The organism is Phenylobacterium sp., from assembly GCF_031360265.1.
GTDB lineage: Bacteria > Pseudomonadota > Alphaproteobacteria > Caulobacterales > Caulobacteraceae > Phenylobacterium.
This window is the reverse complement of the sequence record NZ_JANMBF010000093.1, coordinates 1-16,055: the sequence shown is the minus strand read 5'-3', so window position 1 is coordinate 16,055 and position 16,055 is coordinate 1. Positions and strand designations below refer to the sequence as shown.

The window sequence follows — 16,055 nt, the reverse complement described above, 5'->3', positions numbered from 1 at the left end:
TGGTCGGTCGGCATGTTGAAGGTCCACATATATTCCTCGACCTTCACGCCGGGGGTGTCGGCCGGCACGATGAAGCAGGTGATGCCGGCGGCGTCCCCGTCCTTGCCGGACGTGCGCGCGAAGACCATCACATGGGTCGCCACGTGCATGCCGGTGGTCCACATCTTTTCGCCCTGGATCAGCCAGCCGGGCTGGCCGTCCTTGTCCTGGCGGGTCCCGGTGGTTTCCATAAAGGTGGCGTCGGAGCCGTGGTTGGGCTCGGTCAGGCCAAAGCCCGTGCGCATCTTGCCGCCCAAGAGCTTCTCGCCGTCCCGCTCGTACTGGGCGTTGGTGGCGAACTCCTTGAACATCAGGATGAAGGGGTTGTTGCCGACGATCGAATGCTCGGTCTGCAGGTCGTTGAACAGGCCCAGGCCCTTGGCGGCCAGGTGCTCGCGGATCACCGCCATGGCCAGCTGGGTGCCGCCCTTGCCGCCCATCTCCGGCGGCCAGGCGTAGCGCAGGTGCCCGGCGTCGTCGGCCAGCTTGCGGGCCTTGGCCAAGAGCTCCTCCCAGTCCTTGCGCGGCAGGCCCTGGTTGTCCCAGTCGGTGCGGGCGTGCTCGCGGCGGTGGTCGAAGAACCGCTCGTTGTCGTCCTGCGCCTGCAGGGGCTTGATCTTGGCCTCGATGAAGGCGTCAAGCTCGGCAAGATAGTCCACAAGGTCCTTAGGCAGGTCAAAGTCCATCGGTCGCGTCCTCTGCAAGGTTTCTTGGGCGGGCTGACCCTACGGAGCCATTTACAAGCCGCGGGAACGCTCGCCAGATCGCCAGCCTAGACCAGGTTTGAGGTTCCGTCGGGTCATGAGTTTGGATGTTTCCGAAGCGCTGTCGCGGCTGGCCCTGCGCCTGGGGGGCGAGGGGGCGCGGCTGGCCCAGGCCGGGCGGCTGTCGGGCGGGGCCAGCATGGAGACCTGGGCCTTCGCCATCGAGACCGCCGGTGGGCGCGAAGACCTGATCCTGCGCCGCCGCGGCGCCCCCTTCGACCCCGGCAACGCGCGCTCCATCCGGCTGGCCACCGAGGCGGCGTTGATCCGCGCCACCGGCGCCCGGGGCGCCCCGGTCCCGCCGGTGCGGCATATCTGCGACGACGCCGACGGCCTGGGCGAGGCCTATGTGATGGGCCGGATCGCCGGTGAGACCCTGGGCAAGCGCATCGTCTCCGACGCCCGCTTCGACGCCGTGCGCGGCACGCTCGCGCGCCAGTGCGGCGCGGTGCTGGCGCAGATCCACGCCACCCCGCCGCCGGCGGACCTGGGCCTGAAGACCGTCGATGGCGCCGGCGAACTCGACCGCTACGAGGAGGTCTACCGCGCCACCGGCGCCGGGCGGCCGATCCTGGAACTGGCCTTTCAGTACCTGCGCCAGCACCTGCCGCAGCCCGCGCCGCCGACCCTGCTGCACGGGGATTTTCGCAACGGCAACCTGATGTTCGACCCCGACAAGGGGCTGGTCGCCGTCTTGGACTGGGAGCTGTCGCACATCGGCGATCCGGCCGAGGACATGGGCTGGATCTGCACCAATTCCTGGCGCTTTGGCCGCCCCGACCGGCCGGTGGGCGGCTTTGGCGACTATGCGGACCTGCTGGCCGGCTACGCGGCGGCCGGCGGCCGGCCGGTCGAGCTGTCGCGCGTGCGCTTCTGGCAGATGCTGGGGTCGCTGCGCTGGGGGGTCATGTGCCTGACCATGTATATGAGCTGGGCCAACGGGACTGAACGCTCGGTGGAACGGCCGATGATCGGCCGGCGCGTCTCGGAGACCGAGGCCGACCTCGTGGTCCTTCTGGAGCAGGGCCTGTGATCACCCACCCCAGGACCGAGGAACTGGCCCAGGCCGTGGCCGCCTGGATCGACGAGATCCGCCCGGGCCTCGACCCGCGCAACGGCTTCCTGGCCCGCGTCGCGGCCAATGCCCTGGCCACCGTCGGCCGCGAGCTGACCCTGGGTCCGGCGGCCGAGGCGGCAGCGGTGGCGGCGATGGCTCAGGTGCTGGCTCGCGCCGGAACCCACGCCGAGCTCACCGAAGAGCTCTGCGCCCGCATCCGCTCGGCCGAGCTGACGGTGGCGACGCCGGGGCTGCTGGCCGCGCTGCGGACGATGGCCAGCGACCAGCTGGCCATCGACCAGCCGAGCTACAGGCCGGAGGGCTCGCCTCCGCCCCCGCCTTGACGATCCCAACCTTGACGCCGCGCCCGGCCGGGCTGGCCGGCGTCCTGCTGCCGATCGCCGCCGTGGTCACCGCCATGGTCGCCTTCCAGGTCAGCGCCGCCTTCGCCAAGGCGCTGTTTCCCGCGGTCGGGCCGCAGGGGGCGGCGGCTCTACGGCTGACGCTGGGCGCGGCCATGCTGGTGGCGATCTCGCGGCCCTGGCGCGCCTGGCCGCCGCGCGCGGCCTGGCCCGCCGTGATCGGCCTGGGGCTCTCGGTGGCCGCGGCCGTGGCGCTGTTCTACGCCGCCCTGTCGCGGCTGCCCCAGGGGGTGACCATCGCGCTGCAGTTCCTCGGGCCGCTGGGCGTGGCCGTGCTCGCCTCCCGCCGGCTCCGCGACCTGCTCTGGGCGGGCCTGGCCGCCGTCGGGGTCTGGGCCCTGGTCGGGCGCGGCGTGGCGGGCGCGCGCCTCGACCCGGTGGGAATCGCCTTTGCGCTGGGCGCGGCCTGCGGCTGGGCGGGATATATCCTCTGCGGCCGCGCGGCCGGGACCGCGCTGGGGCCGGCCGCGGCGCCGTTGTCGGTGACCATTGCCGCGGCGATCGTGCTGCCGGTCGGCGTCGCCCACGCGGGGGTGGCGATCCTCGACCCGGCGCTGCTGCCGCTGGCGGCGATCGTGGCCCTGTTCTCCACGGTCATCCCGTTCTCGCTGGAGCTCTATGCCATGGCCCGCATGCCGTCGCGCACCTTCGCGGTGCTGATGAGCCTGGAGCCGGCCTTCGGCGCCGCATCCGGGCTCCTGCTGCTGCACGAGCGGCTGGTCCCGACGCAGGTCTGCGGCATCGCCGCGGTGATGATCGCGGCGGCCGGCGCGGCCTGGTCCGGCGCCCAGGCGACTACGCCGCCTCCAGCACCCGGATGATCTGGCTCTCGTCTTCGTTCCACAGGATGGCGACATTGGCGGCGCGGGTGGCGAGCTTGCCCAGCACGGCCCTCACTTCCGGAGCGCGCAGGCGCTTGGCGCTCAGCCGCAGCAGGGTGCGGCCGGCCCCCTGATCCTGCGCCTCGTCATGGAAGCGCAGGACGGCGTCGACCACCGAACCGGGCAGGGCGGGCCGCTCCAGCAGCGGCGCGGGGGCGACGGGACGCGGGGCGAAACGGCGGCGGGAAAATTGCGAAGCCATGGAAACTCTCCGGTTGCGGAATGTCTGGGGTTCGGTTCTGCACCCTGGGTGCGACAGAAACGGACGTAGGACCCCATGCGCCACGAAAAGGCCGGACAGCTGCTGGCGCTGGCGCGGATGCTGGCCGCCACCGCCGAGGGTCTGACCCTCGATGAAATGGCCGAGCGGCTAGGCGTCGGGCGGCGCACCGCTGAGCGGATGCGCGACGCCGTGCGCGACGTCTTCCCGCAACTGGAGGAGATGGACGATCCGCCGACCCGGCGTTTTCGCATCCCCGCCGGGCTGGACGGCCTCTTCCAGGCGCCCACCGCCGAGGAGCTGGCGGCGCTGGCCGCGGCCGGCGAGCTGTTCGCCCAGCAGGGCGCGGCGGCCCGCGCCGGCGCGGTGAAGTCCCTGGAACAGAAGGTGCTCTCGGCCACGCGGGCGGCGGCGCGGCGCAGGCTGGCGCCTGACCTGGAGGCGCTGTTGCAGGCCGAGACCATCGCCGTGCAGGCCGGGCCGCGCCCCTTCGAGGACGCCGCGGTGCTGGCCGCGATCCGCCAGGCGCTGCTGTCGATGCACGCGCTGACCTTCCGCTATGCCGGCGGGACAACGCCGGGCCGGGTGCGCCAGGTGACGCCGTTCGGGGTGCTGTTCGGCCGGTCGAACTATCTGGTCGCCGATGAGGGGCAGGGGCCGCGCAACTGGCGGCTCGACCGGATCGGCGAGATCGCCGTCAGCGAACGCCCGGCGGCCCGGCCGGACGGCTTCTCCCTGCAGGCCTACGCCGACGAAAGCTTCGGCATCTTCCAGGACGATACCGAGGACGTGGTGCTGCGGGTGAGCCCGGCCGGCGCCGAGGACGCCCTGCGCTGGCGCTTCCATGCCAACCAGAGCGTCGAGCGCCAGGCCGACGGCGCGGTGATCGTCCGCTTCCGGGCCAGCGGCATGCTGGAGCTCGCCTGGCACCTGTTCAGCTGGGGCGACAAGGTCCGCGTGCTGGCCCCGGCGAGCCTCAGGGCCACCCTGATCGCCGAGCTAGACCGCGCGCTTGCAGCCCATACGTCCGAAATTGACGTAGCAAGCGCCTAACCCCTCCTCATCGCCACGAGGAGACCGCCATGAGCGTCATCGCCGACTACGCCACCCTCTACGAAACCGAGATCCGCCCGCGCCGCCGTCAGCCAGCCCGGGGCCTGCGCTACGTCGGCGTCCTGCTGATCTGGAGCGGCCTCTTCCTGGTGCGCCCGGCACTGGCCCTGGCCATTTGGCGCGAGCGCGCCTGACGGCGGTCCGACCGGTTCCCAAGCTCTACTTATCCGGGAAATTGCGTAGGTATTCATCTCAGGGTGATGCTCGCGAATCGGCGTGATTTATGGCGTTAACCATAGTCAACCCCCGTCGATTTGGACGCGTGATGCCCGCCGACGCACAGCGACATGAGGAGCCGGAAAGCCACGCAGGCGGCCGGGTGCTGGTCGTCGACGACGACCCGATCCTCCTCGATCTGCTGACCAAGGCCTTCCGCGCCGACGGGTTCGTCACCCGGTGCGCGGACAATGGCCGTCAGGCCCTGGCCCTGCTGCAGGCCGAGGCCTTCGACCTGGTGGTCACCGACATCGTCATGCCCGACAGCGAGGGCATCGGCACGATCCTGCAGATCAAGCGAAAGCCGCGGCCGCCAAAGGTCATCGCCATCTCCGGCGCCGGACGCGGCGGGCGAGGCGACTATCTCACCTGGGCAAGGCACCTGGGCGCCGACGAGGTGTTGGCCAAGCCTTTTCGCATGGCCCAGCTCATCGACCTGTCCAGGCGGCTGATCAGCAACCAATCCGACAGCGTGATGGAAATGGGGAGCCGGTAGTGCACATACTCTTGGTCGAAGACAACGAGGTCGCGTCGCGCAGCATCGAGCTCAAGCTGCGCGCCGAGGGGCACAACTTCTACACCACCGACCTGGGCGAGGACGCCATCGAACTGGCCGGCCTGTATGACTACGATGTGCTGTTGCTGGATATGGACCTGCCCGACATTTCCGGACTGGAGGTGCTGAAGGCTGTCCGCCTGAAGAAGATCCGCATCCCGGTGATCGTGCTCACCGGCGCCGCTGAGGTCGAAAGCAAGGTCAAGGCGCTCTGCGCCGGCGCCGACGACTACATCACCAAGCCGTTTCACAAGGCCGAGCTGGTGGCGCGGATCAATGCCGTGGTGCGCCGCTCGCGCGGCCACGCCGATTCGATCATCCGCACCGGCAATATCGCGGTGAACCTGGACACACGCACCGCCGAGGTCGCGGGCTTGCCCGTGCGCCTGACGCCCAGTGAGTACAAGGTCCTGGAACTGCTCTCGCTGCGCAAGAACTCCGTGCTCACCAAGGAGATGTGCCTCAACCACCTCTACAACGGGCTGCGCGAGCCGGAGGTGAAGATCATCGACGTGTTCATCTGCAAGCTGCGCAAGAAGATCGCCCAGGCCGCCGACGGCGCCACCCCGATCGAAACCGTCTGGGGCGGCGGCTATATGCTGCGCGACGCGCCCGCCCGGCCCGAAGGGATCGCCGCCTGACGCGAGCTATGGGCGCCAAAAGCCCGCTCCCCCTTGCGGGGAGAGGGTTGGGTGTGGGGGTGCCTGCTCCGACTCGGAGACGTCGCCCTGAACCCCGGTGAGCCAACGCCCGCCGCCGAGCCTGCACACCCACACCAACCTCTCGCCGCAAGGGGAGAAGGACGCCGCTGCAGCGCGATGTCTGAATGCCATAGGCTCCGCGGTGGAGCGGGAACCCCGCCGCACCGCGTCCGGAGCTACGCCAACCCCGATCGATCATCCGCGGGGCGGCGTCCAGGTCCTCGAACACCAGACCCTGTCCCGGCTGACTTGAATCAAGTCAGCCGGGAATGAACAGGGTCGTCGCTATATCTGGAGCCCTTCTCCTCCACTCAGGTTGATCCAACCCGAGTGGGAAGGGCTCTAGGCTCGCCGAGAGCCGCAATGGGCGTATGGCCTCCCCGCAGGTGATCCAATCTGGGTGGGCCGGTGCTCTACGCGGCGTGCGCACGCCCCGTGCCGGACACCGACGCGACGGGCACGTAGAGCGTCGCGGTGGCGCCGTAGCCCTCGCGCGACTGCAGCGCCAGGCCGCCGCCCGCGGCGTCCGCGAAGGCCTTCACCGAGCTGCGGCCGAGCCCCGTGCCGCGCGGCTTGGTGGTGAACAGGGGCTCCATCGCGCGCGCCAGCGCTTCCGGCGACAATCCGGCGCCGCAGTCGCGGATCGAGAACGCCACATAGCGCCCCGGACCCAGACCGAGCCGATGGACATCGCCGCCGCCCGACACCTCGCGCGCCTTCAACCACACCAGGCCGTCTTCGGGTCGCGCCTCGCCGGCGTTGAGGCACAGGTTGAGCAATGCGCCCTCAAGCCCGGCGCGATCCGCGGCGCACAGCAGCGGCGCGGCCGGCCCCGAGACCTTCAGCGTCACGCCGGCGGGCATCGACAGGCGCGCCATGCGGCCCAGGTCCTCCAGCGCGCCGGCGCAATCGCAGGCCTCCCGTGGCGGCGTCCGGTCCTGGGCGATATCGAGCAGGCGGCGCAGCAGGGCCGCGCCCTGTTCGGCGGCGTGCAGGCCCACCAGCGCCAGGTCATGCTGGTCGCTGTTCTTGTCCAGTTCGGCGACCAGGCGTTCGTTGGCTCCGATCACCACCGCCAGCAGGTTGTTGAAATCGTGGGTGAGGGCGCTGGCCTCGAGCTGCAGCGCCTCCAGGCGCGCGGCCTTGGATCGTGAGCCGGAACGGCGGCGTGGCGCCCTGTTGTCGATGATCATTACGCACCCAACCCGGCTTCGATCGTCGACCTGGCGCTAACCGGGCCGTGCGCGAATCACATCACGCGCGCGAAGGTTGTGCATCCCGGCGCCAATACCTAGGTAGAAACCCTGCCCTCAACCCGGGCGCGGAGCGCCGGGCGCGGGTCATGCGGCGCCGGCGGACAAGGTCATGCGCACCAGTTCCGACACGCTGTCGGCGCGCATCTTGCTCATCACATTGGCGCGATAGATCTCCACCGTGCGGGGGCTGATGTTGAGTCTGGCGGCGACGGCCTTGTTGCTGGCGCCCTGCATGATCAGGTCCAGCACCTGGCGTTCGCGGGCGGTCAGGCTATCGATGCGGCGCACCACCCGCGAGCGCTTGGCGTCAGCGTCGACGGCGTCATCGTTCTCTTCCAGGCAGGCGCGCACCAGGCGCAGGATCAGCTCGCTCTCGTAGGGCTTCTCGATAAAGTCGGACGCGCCGGCCTTCATGGCCTGCACCGCCACGGTCACGTCGGCGTGGCCGGTGACAATGATCACCGGAAGCCGCGAGTTCATCGCCTTCAGCCGCTGAATCAGCTGGACGCCGTCCATGCCGGGCATCCGCACGTCGCTGATCACGCAACCGCGGTCGGCGGGGGTCAGGATCTGGAGAAAGGCCGCCGCGGACGAGAACCCGCTGGAGTTGAGGCCATCAGACCTCAGAAGGGTGATCAGGGAGTCCAGCGCGGCCTCGTCGTCATCGACGACGTACACGGTCCGATCGCCCGTTGATGGCGCCATTCTCTCCTGCCCGCATCAGCACAAAGCGGAACGCGGCGCCTCCGAGTGAGCTGGGTTCGACCCAGATACGTCCGCCATGATTTTCTACTATAGCGCGACTAATCGAAAGACCTAGCCCCATTCCCGAGGGCTTGGTGCTGGACAACGGCTGAAAGACGCGCCCCATGATTGTGGGGTCGAGCCCCGGTCCGCTGTCCTCGACCGAGACGACAAAGTTGCCGTCGGCGTCCGGGCAGGTCGTGATTTTGATCTCGCGATCGGGGAACTTAGTGACCGAGTCGAGCGCATTGCGGATCAGGTTGACGGCGAGCTGCTGAATCTGAATTCGGTCGGCCATGACAATATCCACCCCACGATAGAGGTCGTAGAATACCCGAGCGCCGGCATCGCGGACCATGAGCCCGACGATGAAATCGATTTCACGCAACATCGCCGAGAGACTTTCGGGTTTCTGTTCGGCGCCACCGCGAGTTGCGAGATCGCGCATGGTGCGGATGATTTCGCCCGCCCTGACCGCCTGGTCCCCGGCGCGGGATACGGCTTCGATCAGGTCGTCGTCGTCCAGCTCCAGGTTGGCGATCAGCGTGCGCGCGGCGCGCAGATAGTTGGCCACGGCAGACAAGGGCTGGTTGAGTTCGTGGGCCAGCACCGAGGCCATTTCGCCCATCGAGTTGAGGCTCCAGATCTGTGACAGCTGGGCGTGCAGTTCGTCGGACCTGCGCTCCGCGTCCTGCATCGTGGTGAGGTCGCGGGCAACCCCGGTGAACACCCGCCGATCGCCGATCCGGGCTTCGCCGATCCGCAGCGCCATCGGGAACTCCGATCCGTCCTTGCGCAGGCCGGTGACCTGGCGCTGGCTGCCGATCACCCGGCGCTCGCCCGTGGCGAGGTAGCGTTCGATATGGCTGTCGTGCGCCTGGCCCTGGTTCGCCGGCATCAGGATGTTGACGCTGCGGCCGACGGCCGTCGCCGCGGTCCAGCCGAACATCGCCTCGGCCGGCGGACTGAAATTGAGGATCCGGCCCTCATCGTCGATCAGGATGGTGGCGTCCGCCACCGTCTCGAGGCTGGAGCGCAGGATAGCCACGCGCTCGGCCTGCACCGCCAGCCGGCGCCGCAGGTCGGCCATCGCGCGGCGCAGCCAATCGCCGTAGACGGCTATGGCGAGTCCCAGCAGCAGGAAGAAGGCTAGGCGCGCGTCGCGTTCGGCCGGCGGCAGATGCGCGCCGGTGTCGGCTGTGAACGCGCCGAACGCCAGGATCAGCGTCACGCTCAGTCCCGACGTCAATCCGCCCAGCGCCGCGCAGACCAGCAGCGCCGGCGCGTAGAACAGATAGACCGAGTGACCGAACAGCCCGCCGAATGTCAGGTGCGCCGACAGGGCGGTCAGCGCCGCGACCAGCGCCAGAGCCTGTCCTTTCAGGAAGTCACCCATGGAGATCGCGCCGCCGGCCTGGGTCGCGTCCGCAGTGTCCCAGGACCGCATCATCGACTTACGATCACGCCGGGGCCATTGGGCATCCGGCATCCTGCGCCCCTGCGCGGCGGGATCAATCCGTAGGATTACCTAAAGGCGCGTGGGGTTGGAGGCCTGACCGGGAATCGAACCCGGGTAAACGGATTTGCAGTCCGGCGCGTAACCACTCCGCCATCAGGCCGTCTAGAGCGCGCGGTGCTATCAGAAGGCCGCGCCGTGGGCAACACGCGAGCCACAGCCACCACCGCCGCGATTGCCTTGGCGGGGGGGCGGGACCTATAAGCCCCCGACGACTTCCCAGACGACTCCCCGCCCGCCCAAGGACCTCCGCATGGCCGATTTCGCCGCCGCCCGGCTGAACATGGTGGAAAGCCAGGTGCGGCCCGCCGATGTCACCGACGTGCGTATTCACGACGCCATGCGCGCCCTGGCCCGCGAGGATTTCCTGCCCGCGGGGAAGGCCTATCTGGCCTATGCCGACATCGAGGCGGCCTATGGCCCCGGCCGCGCGCTGATGAAGCCGCGCGACGTGGCCAAGCTGCTGCAGGCGGTGCGCCCCATGCCCGGCGAGCGCGCCCTGGCGATCGCCGCGCCCTATGCGGCGGCGGTGATGACCCACATGGGCCTTGCGGTGACCCGCCTGGACGGCGACGACCTGTCGGCTCTTCCCGCGGGCGCGACCTATGACGTCGTGGTCTGCGAGGGGGCCGTCGGGCGCGCGCCGCCGGCCTGGCTGGCCGCGCTGGCCCCGCAGGGTCGGCTGGCGGTGGTCGAGCGGGACGGCCCGGTGGGCAAGGCCTGCGTCTATCTGCGGGCGCAGGACGGCGTGGGCCGTCGCGATGTGTTCGACGCCACGCCGCCGGTGCTGGCGGGTTTCGCCGCGCAACATGGTTTCGCCTTGGAGTAGAGGTCTGCAACGCTGGGGCAACGCCGGCGTGAAAAAAGCTTAAGGTGACGGGGGCTGGCGCTTCGGGCCACTGGTGGGCATGAACCGCGTCGTCATAGTTAGAGTCGCTCGCCTAGTTCGGGGATATGGAATGTCGAAGAACCTTCGCGGACCTTTGCTGGCCGCGATCTTCACCACGGGCCTGGCCGGCGCCTTCGCGGCCCCGGCCGGCGCCGAGACCCTGGCTGACGCCATCGCGCTGGCCTACGAGACCAACCCCACCTTGCAGGCGCAGCGGGCCGGCCAGCGCGCGCTGGACGAGACCTATGTGCAGGCCCGCTCCGGCTGGCGGCCGCAGGTCAGCCTTTCGGACTCCACCACCTATTCGGACAACGCGGTGCCTCGCGCGGCCCGAACCCTGTTCAACAGCAGCCTGAAATCGAACACCGGAAACGCCGCGCTCAATCTCACCCAGCCGATCTGGACGGGCGGCCGGACGGCCGCGGCGGTCTCCGCCGCCGAGGCGGACATCCTGTCGGGTCGCGAGTCGCTGCGTCGGGTGGAAGCCCAGGTGATCCTCAATGTGGTCCAGGCCTATGTGGATGTCCGCCGCGACCAGGACGGCGTGCGCATCCGCCAGCGAAACGTCGCGGTGCTGCAGAAACAGCTCGAGGAATCGAAAGCCCGCTTCGACGTGGGCGAGATCACCCGCACCGACGTCGCCCAGTCGCAGTCGCGTCTGGCGGCGGCTCAGGCCCTGCTGCAAAGCGCGATGGCTCAGTTCGCGATCAGCCGCGCCAACTACGCCGCCGTGGTGGGGCAGAACCCCGGCGAACTGGCCGACGTCCCGTCGCTGGATTTTCTCCTGCCGGGCAATGCCGACGATGCCTTCGCCGTCGCCGAGAAGTTCAATCCCCTGCTGCGGGCGCAGGAGTACGCCGAGCAGGCCAGTCGCGCCCGGGTGTCCGCCGCGCGGGCGGAACGCCTGCCCAGCCTTTCGCTGCGGGCGACACTGGGATTTTCCGGCGTGGTGTCGCCAGCCTATATAGATCGCTGGTCGCGCAACGTGACCGGCGCGGCCACGCTGACCGTGCCGCTGTTCGCCGGCGGGCTCACGAGCTCGCGGATCCGCCAGTCGGTGGAGCGCAACAATGTCGATCGCATCACCATCGAGGCCCAGCGCCGCGCGGTGCTGCAGAGTGTGACCCAGGCCTGGAACCAGCTGGTCGCTTCGCGCGCCAACATCGATTCGACCGGCGAGGCTGTGCGCGCCGCCCAGATCGCCGCCGAGGGCACAAGACAGGAGCAGCAGGTCGGCCTGCGCACAACGCTCGACGTGCTGAACGCCGAACAGGAACTGCGCAACAACGAGCTTTCGGCCTCCGCGGCGCGGCACGACGAATATCTGTCGGCCGCCACGGTGCTCTCGGCCATGGGCCGGCTGGAAGCCCGCAACCTCGTGCCCACCCTGGCCCAGTACGATTCGAAGTCCAACTTCCGCCGGCTGCGGCTCAGCTGGGGCTGGACGCCGTGGGAGGAGCCGATTTCCGTCATCGATCGCGTTCTGTCGGCGCCGCCGATTCCCCGGCCGATGGACAAGCCGGGCGAGGCGGCGATCGGTCCCGGCCTGCAGCCGCCGCCCACGGTGACGCCGGCGTCACCCCGGAAGTAGCGCCGATCCGGCGCACAACCTTTGCGAAGCGGTCTCCCCATCGGCTGAAAATGGTCTAGGCTGCTGGCGACACGACCTATCGATTCATTGCTCGGCGGCGGGACCCATGTCCGAACAGACTTCCCAGGAACCGACGATGGAGGAGATTCTCGCCTCCATCCGGCGCATCATTTCAGAGGACGACACGCCTGCGGAGGCCGACGCCGCGCCGGCCGAGCCGCCCGCGGTCGCCGAAGCCGCACCCGAACCCGCGCCCCATGTCGAGCCTGTCGCCGACGCCGCGCCGGAATCGGCGCCCGAGCCGGCGCCGGTTGAGCCCGAACACATTGCCGCCGCCGCGCCCGTCGTGGCGGCCCCGCAGCCGATCGAAGAGGAGGCGCTGGAGTTGACCGAAAAGGTGGAGACCCACGGCGATCTCGATGTCTTCGCGTCCGAACCGGCGCCGGCGCCGAAGGTCGAAAGCCTGGTCAGCGACCACATCGCCTCGGCCGCGGCCTCCGCGTTCGGCGCGCTGTCGGCGGCGGTGACCATGCCCAAGGGCGAGCGCACGCTGGAAGACGTGGTTCGCGAACTGCTGCGCCCCCTGCTGCAGCAGTGGCTGGACGCGCACCTGCCCGGTATCGTCCAGCAGACCGTCGAAGCCGAGGTCGACCGCATCGCCCGCGGCCGGGTCCGCTAGACACCGCTCATCCCCGCGAAAGCGGGGACCCAGGGGAGCGCTCACCACCAAAATGAGCGGTTTTCGGCGGCAAGCCGGTCGGGCCCACGAAGTGTGGATGGTCAGCTAGAGGCGCAACCACCACCGGCCGGCGCGCCTCGTGGTCGCGGTGACTATCACAGTGCGTCACTCCGACGGCCCAGTCGGACATCCGAGCCACTTCCGTACGCTTTCCGCCTGAGCCAACCAGGACGCCGGCGTGGTCTTCGGCGGGTTCTGCAATACCGCGCACGCCTCCTCCAACTCACCCATGCGGTAGAGGGTCAGGGCGAGATAGATGCGGGTTGTCGCGCCGCCAGGCTTCCACCGGGGTTCAGCTCGCCCAAAGAACCGCGCCTGATCTTCCAAACTGCGACGCGCTTCGAAGAAGGGGGGTATGTGAATCCCCAGCGCCTCGGCAAGCTCGGCGGGACCATTTGGGTCATTCTTCCACCAGCGATCATAGCCGGTCATCAAGGTGCCGATCCGCCAGGCTGACAAGACCATGCCGACATCTGACTTCCATGGGATCGCTTTTTTCAGCAGATCGCTCGTCGCCGTGTCGTACGACCAGAGGTTGGCAGTTGTGCCCGCAATCGAGCTCACTTGCAGATCTACATGTTCATCCACAGTCCCTATTCGGCGGGACCACTCCTTGCCTTCGCGAGTGAAGCCCATTGGTTTCAGCACACTGTCGACGGCGGAGACATAGGACTTCCGGGTCATATGAAGTCCTTCAAATTGTAGAAGAGCAGCCGAACAGGGTCGTTTGTCACCGCCTGATATTTCTTGAGTGCCCGCGCGCCCGCCGCCCTGCCGCTTGGGGAGTCGGGTTTCAGCTCGCCATACATTCTCTTGTTCGGAAGCTGCGGATCGCGCTTGGGCGTCCCCATATCCGGCTTCAGCGGTCGCTGACCCTCTCGCGGGAGTTTCGGCTCGTACTCCCAACCCGGCTTTTGCGCCAACCGTTCTTTCAGCGCGGCGTGGCCTCGCCGCCCTGCGCGGGTCGCCCAATTGTCGCCGACGCGAAGGTAGGGATCGCGTTCGACGAAGTTGGCGACGGCTTGTCCTGCCTCCGGCGCGATCTCGCCGGTTGCCCACTCCCCCGCCGCGCCAAGGCCCATAGCCACAAGCGCAGGCGCCAACGCCGGCACGGCGAACCAGCTGTTCTGCAGATCGATCTTGCGAGTCGTATCTGCGAAGGCAGCTTGCTGCCTTCGAAGGTCCGCAAGCTCTTGGTCCGACAGAGCAGGCGCGCGCAATGCGCCGTAGGCGATCGTCTGACCGGTCTTGGGCTGAGGTGGTAGCGTCGGTGCTTGGCCTGGGTTGGTCGCCGGAGCCCGCGTCGGTGTGGGCTGGGGCCAGACGCGGCCATAGGGGGGTGCCCGCGGCGCTGAGCGGGCGGCCGTTGATGGCGTCGGCGCAAACGCCGTGGCGGGCGCCCCCCTCAGCTCTCCGACCGGTTGCACGACTGAGTGGGGTGTCAGGTCGAATTCGGAAGCGGTGAGGTTCGCGGCGCCGCCATCTGGATATTGTCCGGCGGGATCGCTCTGGCCGGCGGGGGAGGGAGCGCCATACGACGTAGAGCGAAGCGATGATGGATCGGTGGGCTGGGCTTCGGTCGCTATTCTGACGCTTCGAAAGCGGTTCGGACCATCGGCGACCCAATTGAACCCAGGATCGGTGCCGCGGGAGGCCGGCGGTATCGCGAAGCCGGGGCCGATCTCTCCGGAGGGCGCAGGCATCGCGAAACCAGGATCGATGACTTGCCCTGATGCGGAGACGTCGCGACCGAACCGCGGGTCAGGGTCATCGCCGGCCGCGCCGTAGAAGAAGTCCTGATAGCGACGCGATGCCGCTTCCTGGCGCTCCCGTTCCACATACGCGGGAGATCTCAGATACCACCGCGTAAGCGCGTCACCTTCCAGGCTTCCGGGGTCGATCCAACTCTCAGGCACGCACGCTCCTCCTCATGTCGATGGGGCTTCCGCCGGGCAGGCGGATGGTCGCGGCGGGCGAACCGCCGCGGGCTCAGTCGTTGGAGTTGCGTGGCCTTGCTGCGACGCCTCGTCCGCTCAGCGACGGGTGGCGCGAGACAGTGATCGACGCGATGCCAGCTTGGCAGAATCCAATGGCGACGGGGGATTATCCCTTTGACGTAGCAAGGACAAGATGTAGAATGAGCAAGCGTGACAGGCCGGTACTGAAGTTTTCGAGTTCGCCACCGATCCGCTTTAATGTGGGCGAGACCGTTACTGTGGCAAGTTCGGTTGGATCGGAGCCGACACTAAAGATTATTGAGACTACTTCTTCGGAGATTCCGCAATCGCGACCTGTACCGTAAACATAGCGGTGTCAGGTGTTAGAACAGGATGGTTCACATTTACTAGGAAATGAAAATTATTTCCCGACCTTGAAACTCGGTGATGCTGAAGTAGGTTAAGAATTTTCTGGTTCCACTTGATAATATCGTCACTTCTAAGTGTCTCTAACATTTTTACTTTTAGCAGCTTTCGAAGGTTTCCTCTGTGTAGGATATCGCCACTTCGAGACCAAAGAGCTAGAAGGTCATCTTTGGTCAGATATTCATCCTTATAATCCCCGAGGTGATGCCCGGAGGGGGTATCCTCCATGACGAACGGGACGGGATAGAAGTCCGGATGAAGATCCTGAAGCTTTTTGAGAATCTCACCGGGAACCCATGCTTTTTGGAAGGCCTTCGTCTTGGACGCAGGAATGTCCCCGTGGCAGACTAAGCAGCCAAGGGCGATCAATTCGCAAAGTAGACGAAGCTGTAAGAAGCAATATTCTCTGATGAACGTTGGGCGAAGGCCGGGAGACTTTCTCAGCATTGCATCTATGCTGTGAACCCGAAGAAGTGCTTCTTCGATTATTGACTTGTAAGTTTCCATCGCCGCGTTGTCGTCGGCCGTGGGCATATGAGTGCGTCCTGTGGTAAAAGCGGGGTGTGCCTAAGCCCCCCGAACCCAAGCCATTCCAGCCGGACCCAGATGCCTGGGAGCGGTTTGAGGGCGCGGTGGATCATGCAAAGCGTCCGCCGCCCTCGCTACCAGCTAAGGCCAAGCGCCGCGAACGGTCTAGCTAATCTGGCGATGGGCCTTGGCGCCCGCGCTTACGCCGCACCCGATGCGAGCCCACCAGACCTTTGATAGGTGAGGCGCTTGCCCACGATACCCCCGACTGCGCGGTCGAAGCGCATGATGTCGGTGACGCCAAGCGCGGAGCGTTCGTTGTAGCGAAAGTCAAACTCGCCAACGTAACGCTTCAAGTGCTGTGCTGAGACATGGTGGAAGGTCCCGACAATTCCGCGCTTGAGGATCGCAAAGTAGCTTTCGACGGTGTTCGTGTAGGCGTCGCCGCGCACGTATTCGT

General features: G+C 67.7%; 19 protein-coding genes and 1 tRNA gene. 10 read left to right on the top strand and 10 right to left on the bottom strand.

The window, feature by feature from the left end:
* A partial coding sequence (locus tag RMN86_RS08150) for an acyl-CoA dehydrogenase family protein (RefSeq protein ID WP_309605334.1) occupies positions 1–725 on the bottom strand: 725 nt, incomplete at its 3' end.
* Positions 726–840: 115 nt separating this feature from the next.
* Here RMN86_RS08150 and RMN86_RS08145 point away from each other — a divergent pair.
* The 3 genes from RMN86_RS08145 to RMN86_RS08135 are packed head-to-tail and all read left to right on the top strand — an operon-like array spanning position 841 to position 3,103.
* Positions 841–1,836: a phosphotransferase family protein gene (locus RMN86_RS08145; protein WP_309605333.1), complete on the top strand. Its 996-nt coding sequence runs from the start codon at positions 841–843 to the stop codon at positions 1,834–1,836.
* A complete protein-coding gene (locus tag RMN86_RS08140; protein WP_309605332.1) occupies positions 1,833–2,204 on the top strand; it encodes a DUF6285 domain-containing protein in 372 nt (123 codons plus the stop codon). Before RMN86_RS08145 ends, RMN86_RS08140 begins: the two co-directional genes overlap by 4 nt.
* An 11-nt stretch (positions 2,205–2,215) precedes the next feature.
* Positions 2,216–3,103, top strand: a complete 888-nt coding sequence (locus tag RMN86_RS08135; protein WP_309605331.1) for an EamA family transporter — start codon at positions 2,216–2,218, stop codon at positions 3,101–3,103.
* On the opposite strand, the gene RMN86_RS08130 is transcribed toward RMN86_RS08135, so the two are convergent.
* A complete protein-coding gene (locus tag RMN86_RS08130; protein WP_309605330.1) occupies positions 3,078–3,365 on the bottom strand; it encodes a hypothetical protein in 288 nt (95 codons plus the stop codon). The two genes, RMN86_RS08135 and RMN86_RS08130, sit on opposite strands and share 26 nt — an antisense overlap.
* A gap of 75 nt (positions 3,366–3,440) precedes the next feature.
* On the opposite strand from RMN86_RS08130, the gene RMN86_RS08125 reads away from it, so the two are divergent.
* The 4 genes from RMN86_RS08125 (at position 3,441) to RMN86_RS08110 (ending at position 5,909) form a co-directional block, all read left to right on the top strand.
* Positions 3,441–4,436 (top strand): WYL domain-containing protein, encoded by a 996-nt coding sequence (locus tag RMN86_RS08125; RefSeq protein ID WP_309605329.1) that lies wholly within the window; start codon positions 3,441–3,443, stop codon positions 4,434–4,436.
* A gap of 29 nt (positions 4,437–4,465) precedes the next feature.
* Positions 4,466–4,630: a hypothetical protein gene (locus RMN86_RS08120; protein WP_309605328.1), complete on the top strand. Its 165-nt coding sequence runs from the start codon at positions 4,466–4,468 to the stop codon at positions 4,628–4,630.
* A 131-nt stretch (positions 4,631–4,761) separates the two neighbouring features.
* Positions 4,762–5,208, top strand: a complete 447-nt coding sequence (locus tag RMN86_RS08115; protein WP_309605327.1) for a response regulator — start codon at positions 4,762–4,764, stop codon at positions 5,206–5,208.
* Positions 5,208–5,909, top strand: coding sequence for a response regulator transcription factor (locus RMN86_RS08110; RefSeq protein ID WP_309605326.1), 702 nt, complete (start codon positions 5,208–5,210; stop codon positions 5,907–5,909). The genes RMN86_RS08115 and RMN86_RS08110 overlap by 1 nt, the downstream gene beginning before the upstream one ends.
* Positions 5,910–6,382: 473 nt before the next feature.
* Here RMN86_RS08110 and RMN86_RS08105 read toward each other — a convergent pair whose 3' ends face one another.
* The 4 genes from RMN86_RS08105 to RMN86_RS08090 form a co-directional block, all read right to left on the bottom strand.
* Positions 6,383–7,162 (bottom strand): ATP-binding protein, encoded by a 780-nt coding sequence (locus RMN86_RS08105; RefSeq protein ID WP_309605325.1) that lies wholly within the window; start codon positions 7,160–7,162, stop codon positions 6,383–6,385.
* A gap of 147 nt (positions 7,163–7,309) precedes the next feature.
* Entirely contained in the window at positions 7,310–7,903 is a 594-nt protein-coding gene (gene fixJ / locus RMN86_RS08100) for a response regulator FixJ (protein WP_309605324.1), read from the bottom strand.
* Entirely contained in the window at positions 7,887–9,419 is a 1,533-nt protein-coding gene (locus RMN86_RS08095) for a PAS domain S-box protein (protein ID WP_309605323.1), read from the bottom strand. The genes fixJ and RMN86_RS08095 overlap by 17 nt, the downstream gene beginning before the upstream one ends.
* 95 nt (positions 9,420–9,514) lie before the next feature.
* Positions 9,515–9,588 (bottom strand) — tRNA-Cys (locus RMN86_RS08090).
* A gap of 150 nt (positions 9,589–9,738) precedes the next feature.
* On the opposite strand from RMN86_RS08090, the gene RMN86_RS08085 reads away from it, so the two are divergent.
* The 3 genes from RMN86_RS08085 to RMN86_RS08075 all read left to right on the top strand — a co-directional run bounded on the left by RMN86_RS08085 (position 9,739) and on the right by RMN86_RS08075 (position 12,644).
* On the top strand, positions 9,739–10,314 hold the full coding sequence (locus RMN86_RS08085; protein WP_309605322.1) for a protein-L-isoaspartate O-methyltransferase: 576 nt from the start codon (positions 9,739–9,741) through the stop codon (positions 10,312–10,314).
* A 130-nt stretch (positions 10,315–10,444) separates the two neighbouring features.
* Entirely contained in the window at positions 10,445–11,965 is a 1,521-nt protein-coding gene (locus RMN86_RS08080; protein WP_309605321.1) for a TolC family outer membrane protein, read from the top strand.
* 106 nt (positions 11,966–12,071) lie between these two features.
* Complete coding sequence (locus RMN86_RS08075) at positions 12,072–12,644, top strand: DUF2497 domain-containing protein (RefSeq protein WP_309605320.1); 573 nt, start codon at positions 12,072–12,074, stop codon at positions 12,642–12,644.
* A 165-nt stretch (positions 12,645–12,809) separates the two neighbouring features.
* On the opposite strand, the gene RMN86_RS08070 is transcribed toward RMN86_RS08075, so the two are convergent.
* The 4 genes from RMN86_RS08070 to RMN86_RS08055 form a co-directional block, all read right to left on the bottom strand.
* A complete protein-coding gene (locus tag RMN86_RS08070; protein WP_309605319.1) occupies positions 12,810–13,388 on the bottom strand; it encodes a hypothetical protein in 579 nt (192 codons plus the stop codon).
* Positions 13,385–14,620 (bottom strand): hypothetical protein, encoded by a 1,236-nt coding sequence (locus RMN86_RS08065; RefSeq protein ID WP_309605318.1) that lies wholly within the window; start codon positions 14,618–14,620, stop codon positions 13,385–13,387. The genes RMN86_RS08070 and RMN86_RS08065 overlap by 4 nt, the downstream gene beginning before the upstream one ends.
* 345 nt (positions 14,621–14,965) lie before the next feature.
* A complete protein-coding gene (locus tag RMN86_RS08060; protein ID WP_309605317.1) occupies positions 14,966–15,601 on the bottom strand; it encodes a hypothetical protein in 636 nt (211 codons plus the stop codon).
* A gap of 194 nt (positions 15,602–15,795) precedes the next feature.
* Positions 15,796–16,055: transposase (locus RMN86_RS08055; protein WP_309605316.1), on the bottom strand; the 260-nt coding region annotated here is incomplete at its 5' end.

Bases quoted from the DNA above. Each gene is read 5' to 3' on its own strand.
- RMN86_RS08095 (WP_309605323.1), bottom strand. From the start codon at position 9,419: ATGATGCGGTCCTGGGACACTGCGGACGCGACCCAGGCCGGCGGCGCG.
- RMN86_RS08125 (WP_309605329.1), top strand. From the start codon at position 3,441: ATGCGCCACGAAAAGGCCGGACAGCTGCTGGCGCTGGCGCGGATGCTG.
- RMN86_RS08080 (WP_309605321.1), top strand. From the start codon at position 10,445: ATGTCGAAGAACCTTCGCGGACCTTTGCTGGCCGCGATCTTCACCACG.
- RMN86_RS08130 (WP_309605330.1), bottom strand. From the start codon at position 3,365: ATGGCTTCGCAATTTTCCCGCCGCCGTTTCGCCCCGCGTCCCGTCGCC.
- RMN86_RS08145 (WP_309605333.1), top strand. From the start codon at position 841: ATGAGTTTGGATGTTTCCGAAGCGCTGTCGCGGCTGGCCCTGCGCCTG.
- RMN86_RS08115 (WP_309605327.1), top strand. From the start codon at position 4,762: ATGCCCGCCGACGCACAGCGACATGAGGAGCCGGAAAGCCACGCAGGC.
- RMN86_RS08085 (WP_309605322.1), top strand. From the start codon at position 9,739: ATGGCCGATTTCGCCGCCGCCCGGCTGAACATGGTGGAAAGCCAGGTG.
- RMN86_RS08120 (WP_309605328.1), top strand. From the start codon at position 4,466: ATGAGCGTCATCGCCGACTACGCCACCCTCTACGAAACCGAGATCCGC.
- RMN86_RS08070 (WP_309605319.1), bottom strand. From the start codon at position 13,388: ATGACCCGGAAGTCCTATGTCTCCGCCGTCGACAGTGTGCTGAAACCA.
- RMN86_RS08105 (WP_309605325.1), bottom strand. From the start codon at position 7,162: ATGATCATCGACAACAGGGCGCCACGCCGCCGTTCCGGCTCACGATCC.
- RMN86_RS08060 (WP_309605317.1), bottom strand. From the start codon at position 15,601: ATGCCCACGGCCGACGACAACGCGGCGATGGAAACTTACAAGTCAATA.
- RMN86_RS08075 (WP_309605320.1), top strand. From the start codon at position 12,072: ATGTCCGAACAGACTTCCCAGGAACCGACGATGGAGGAGATTCTCGCC.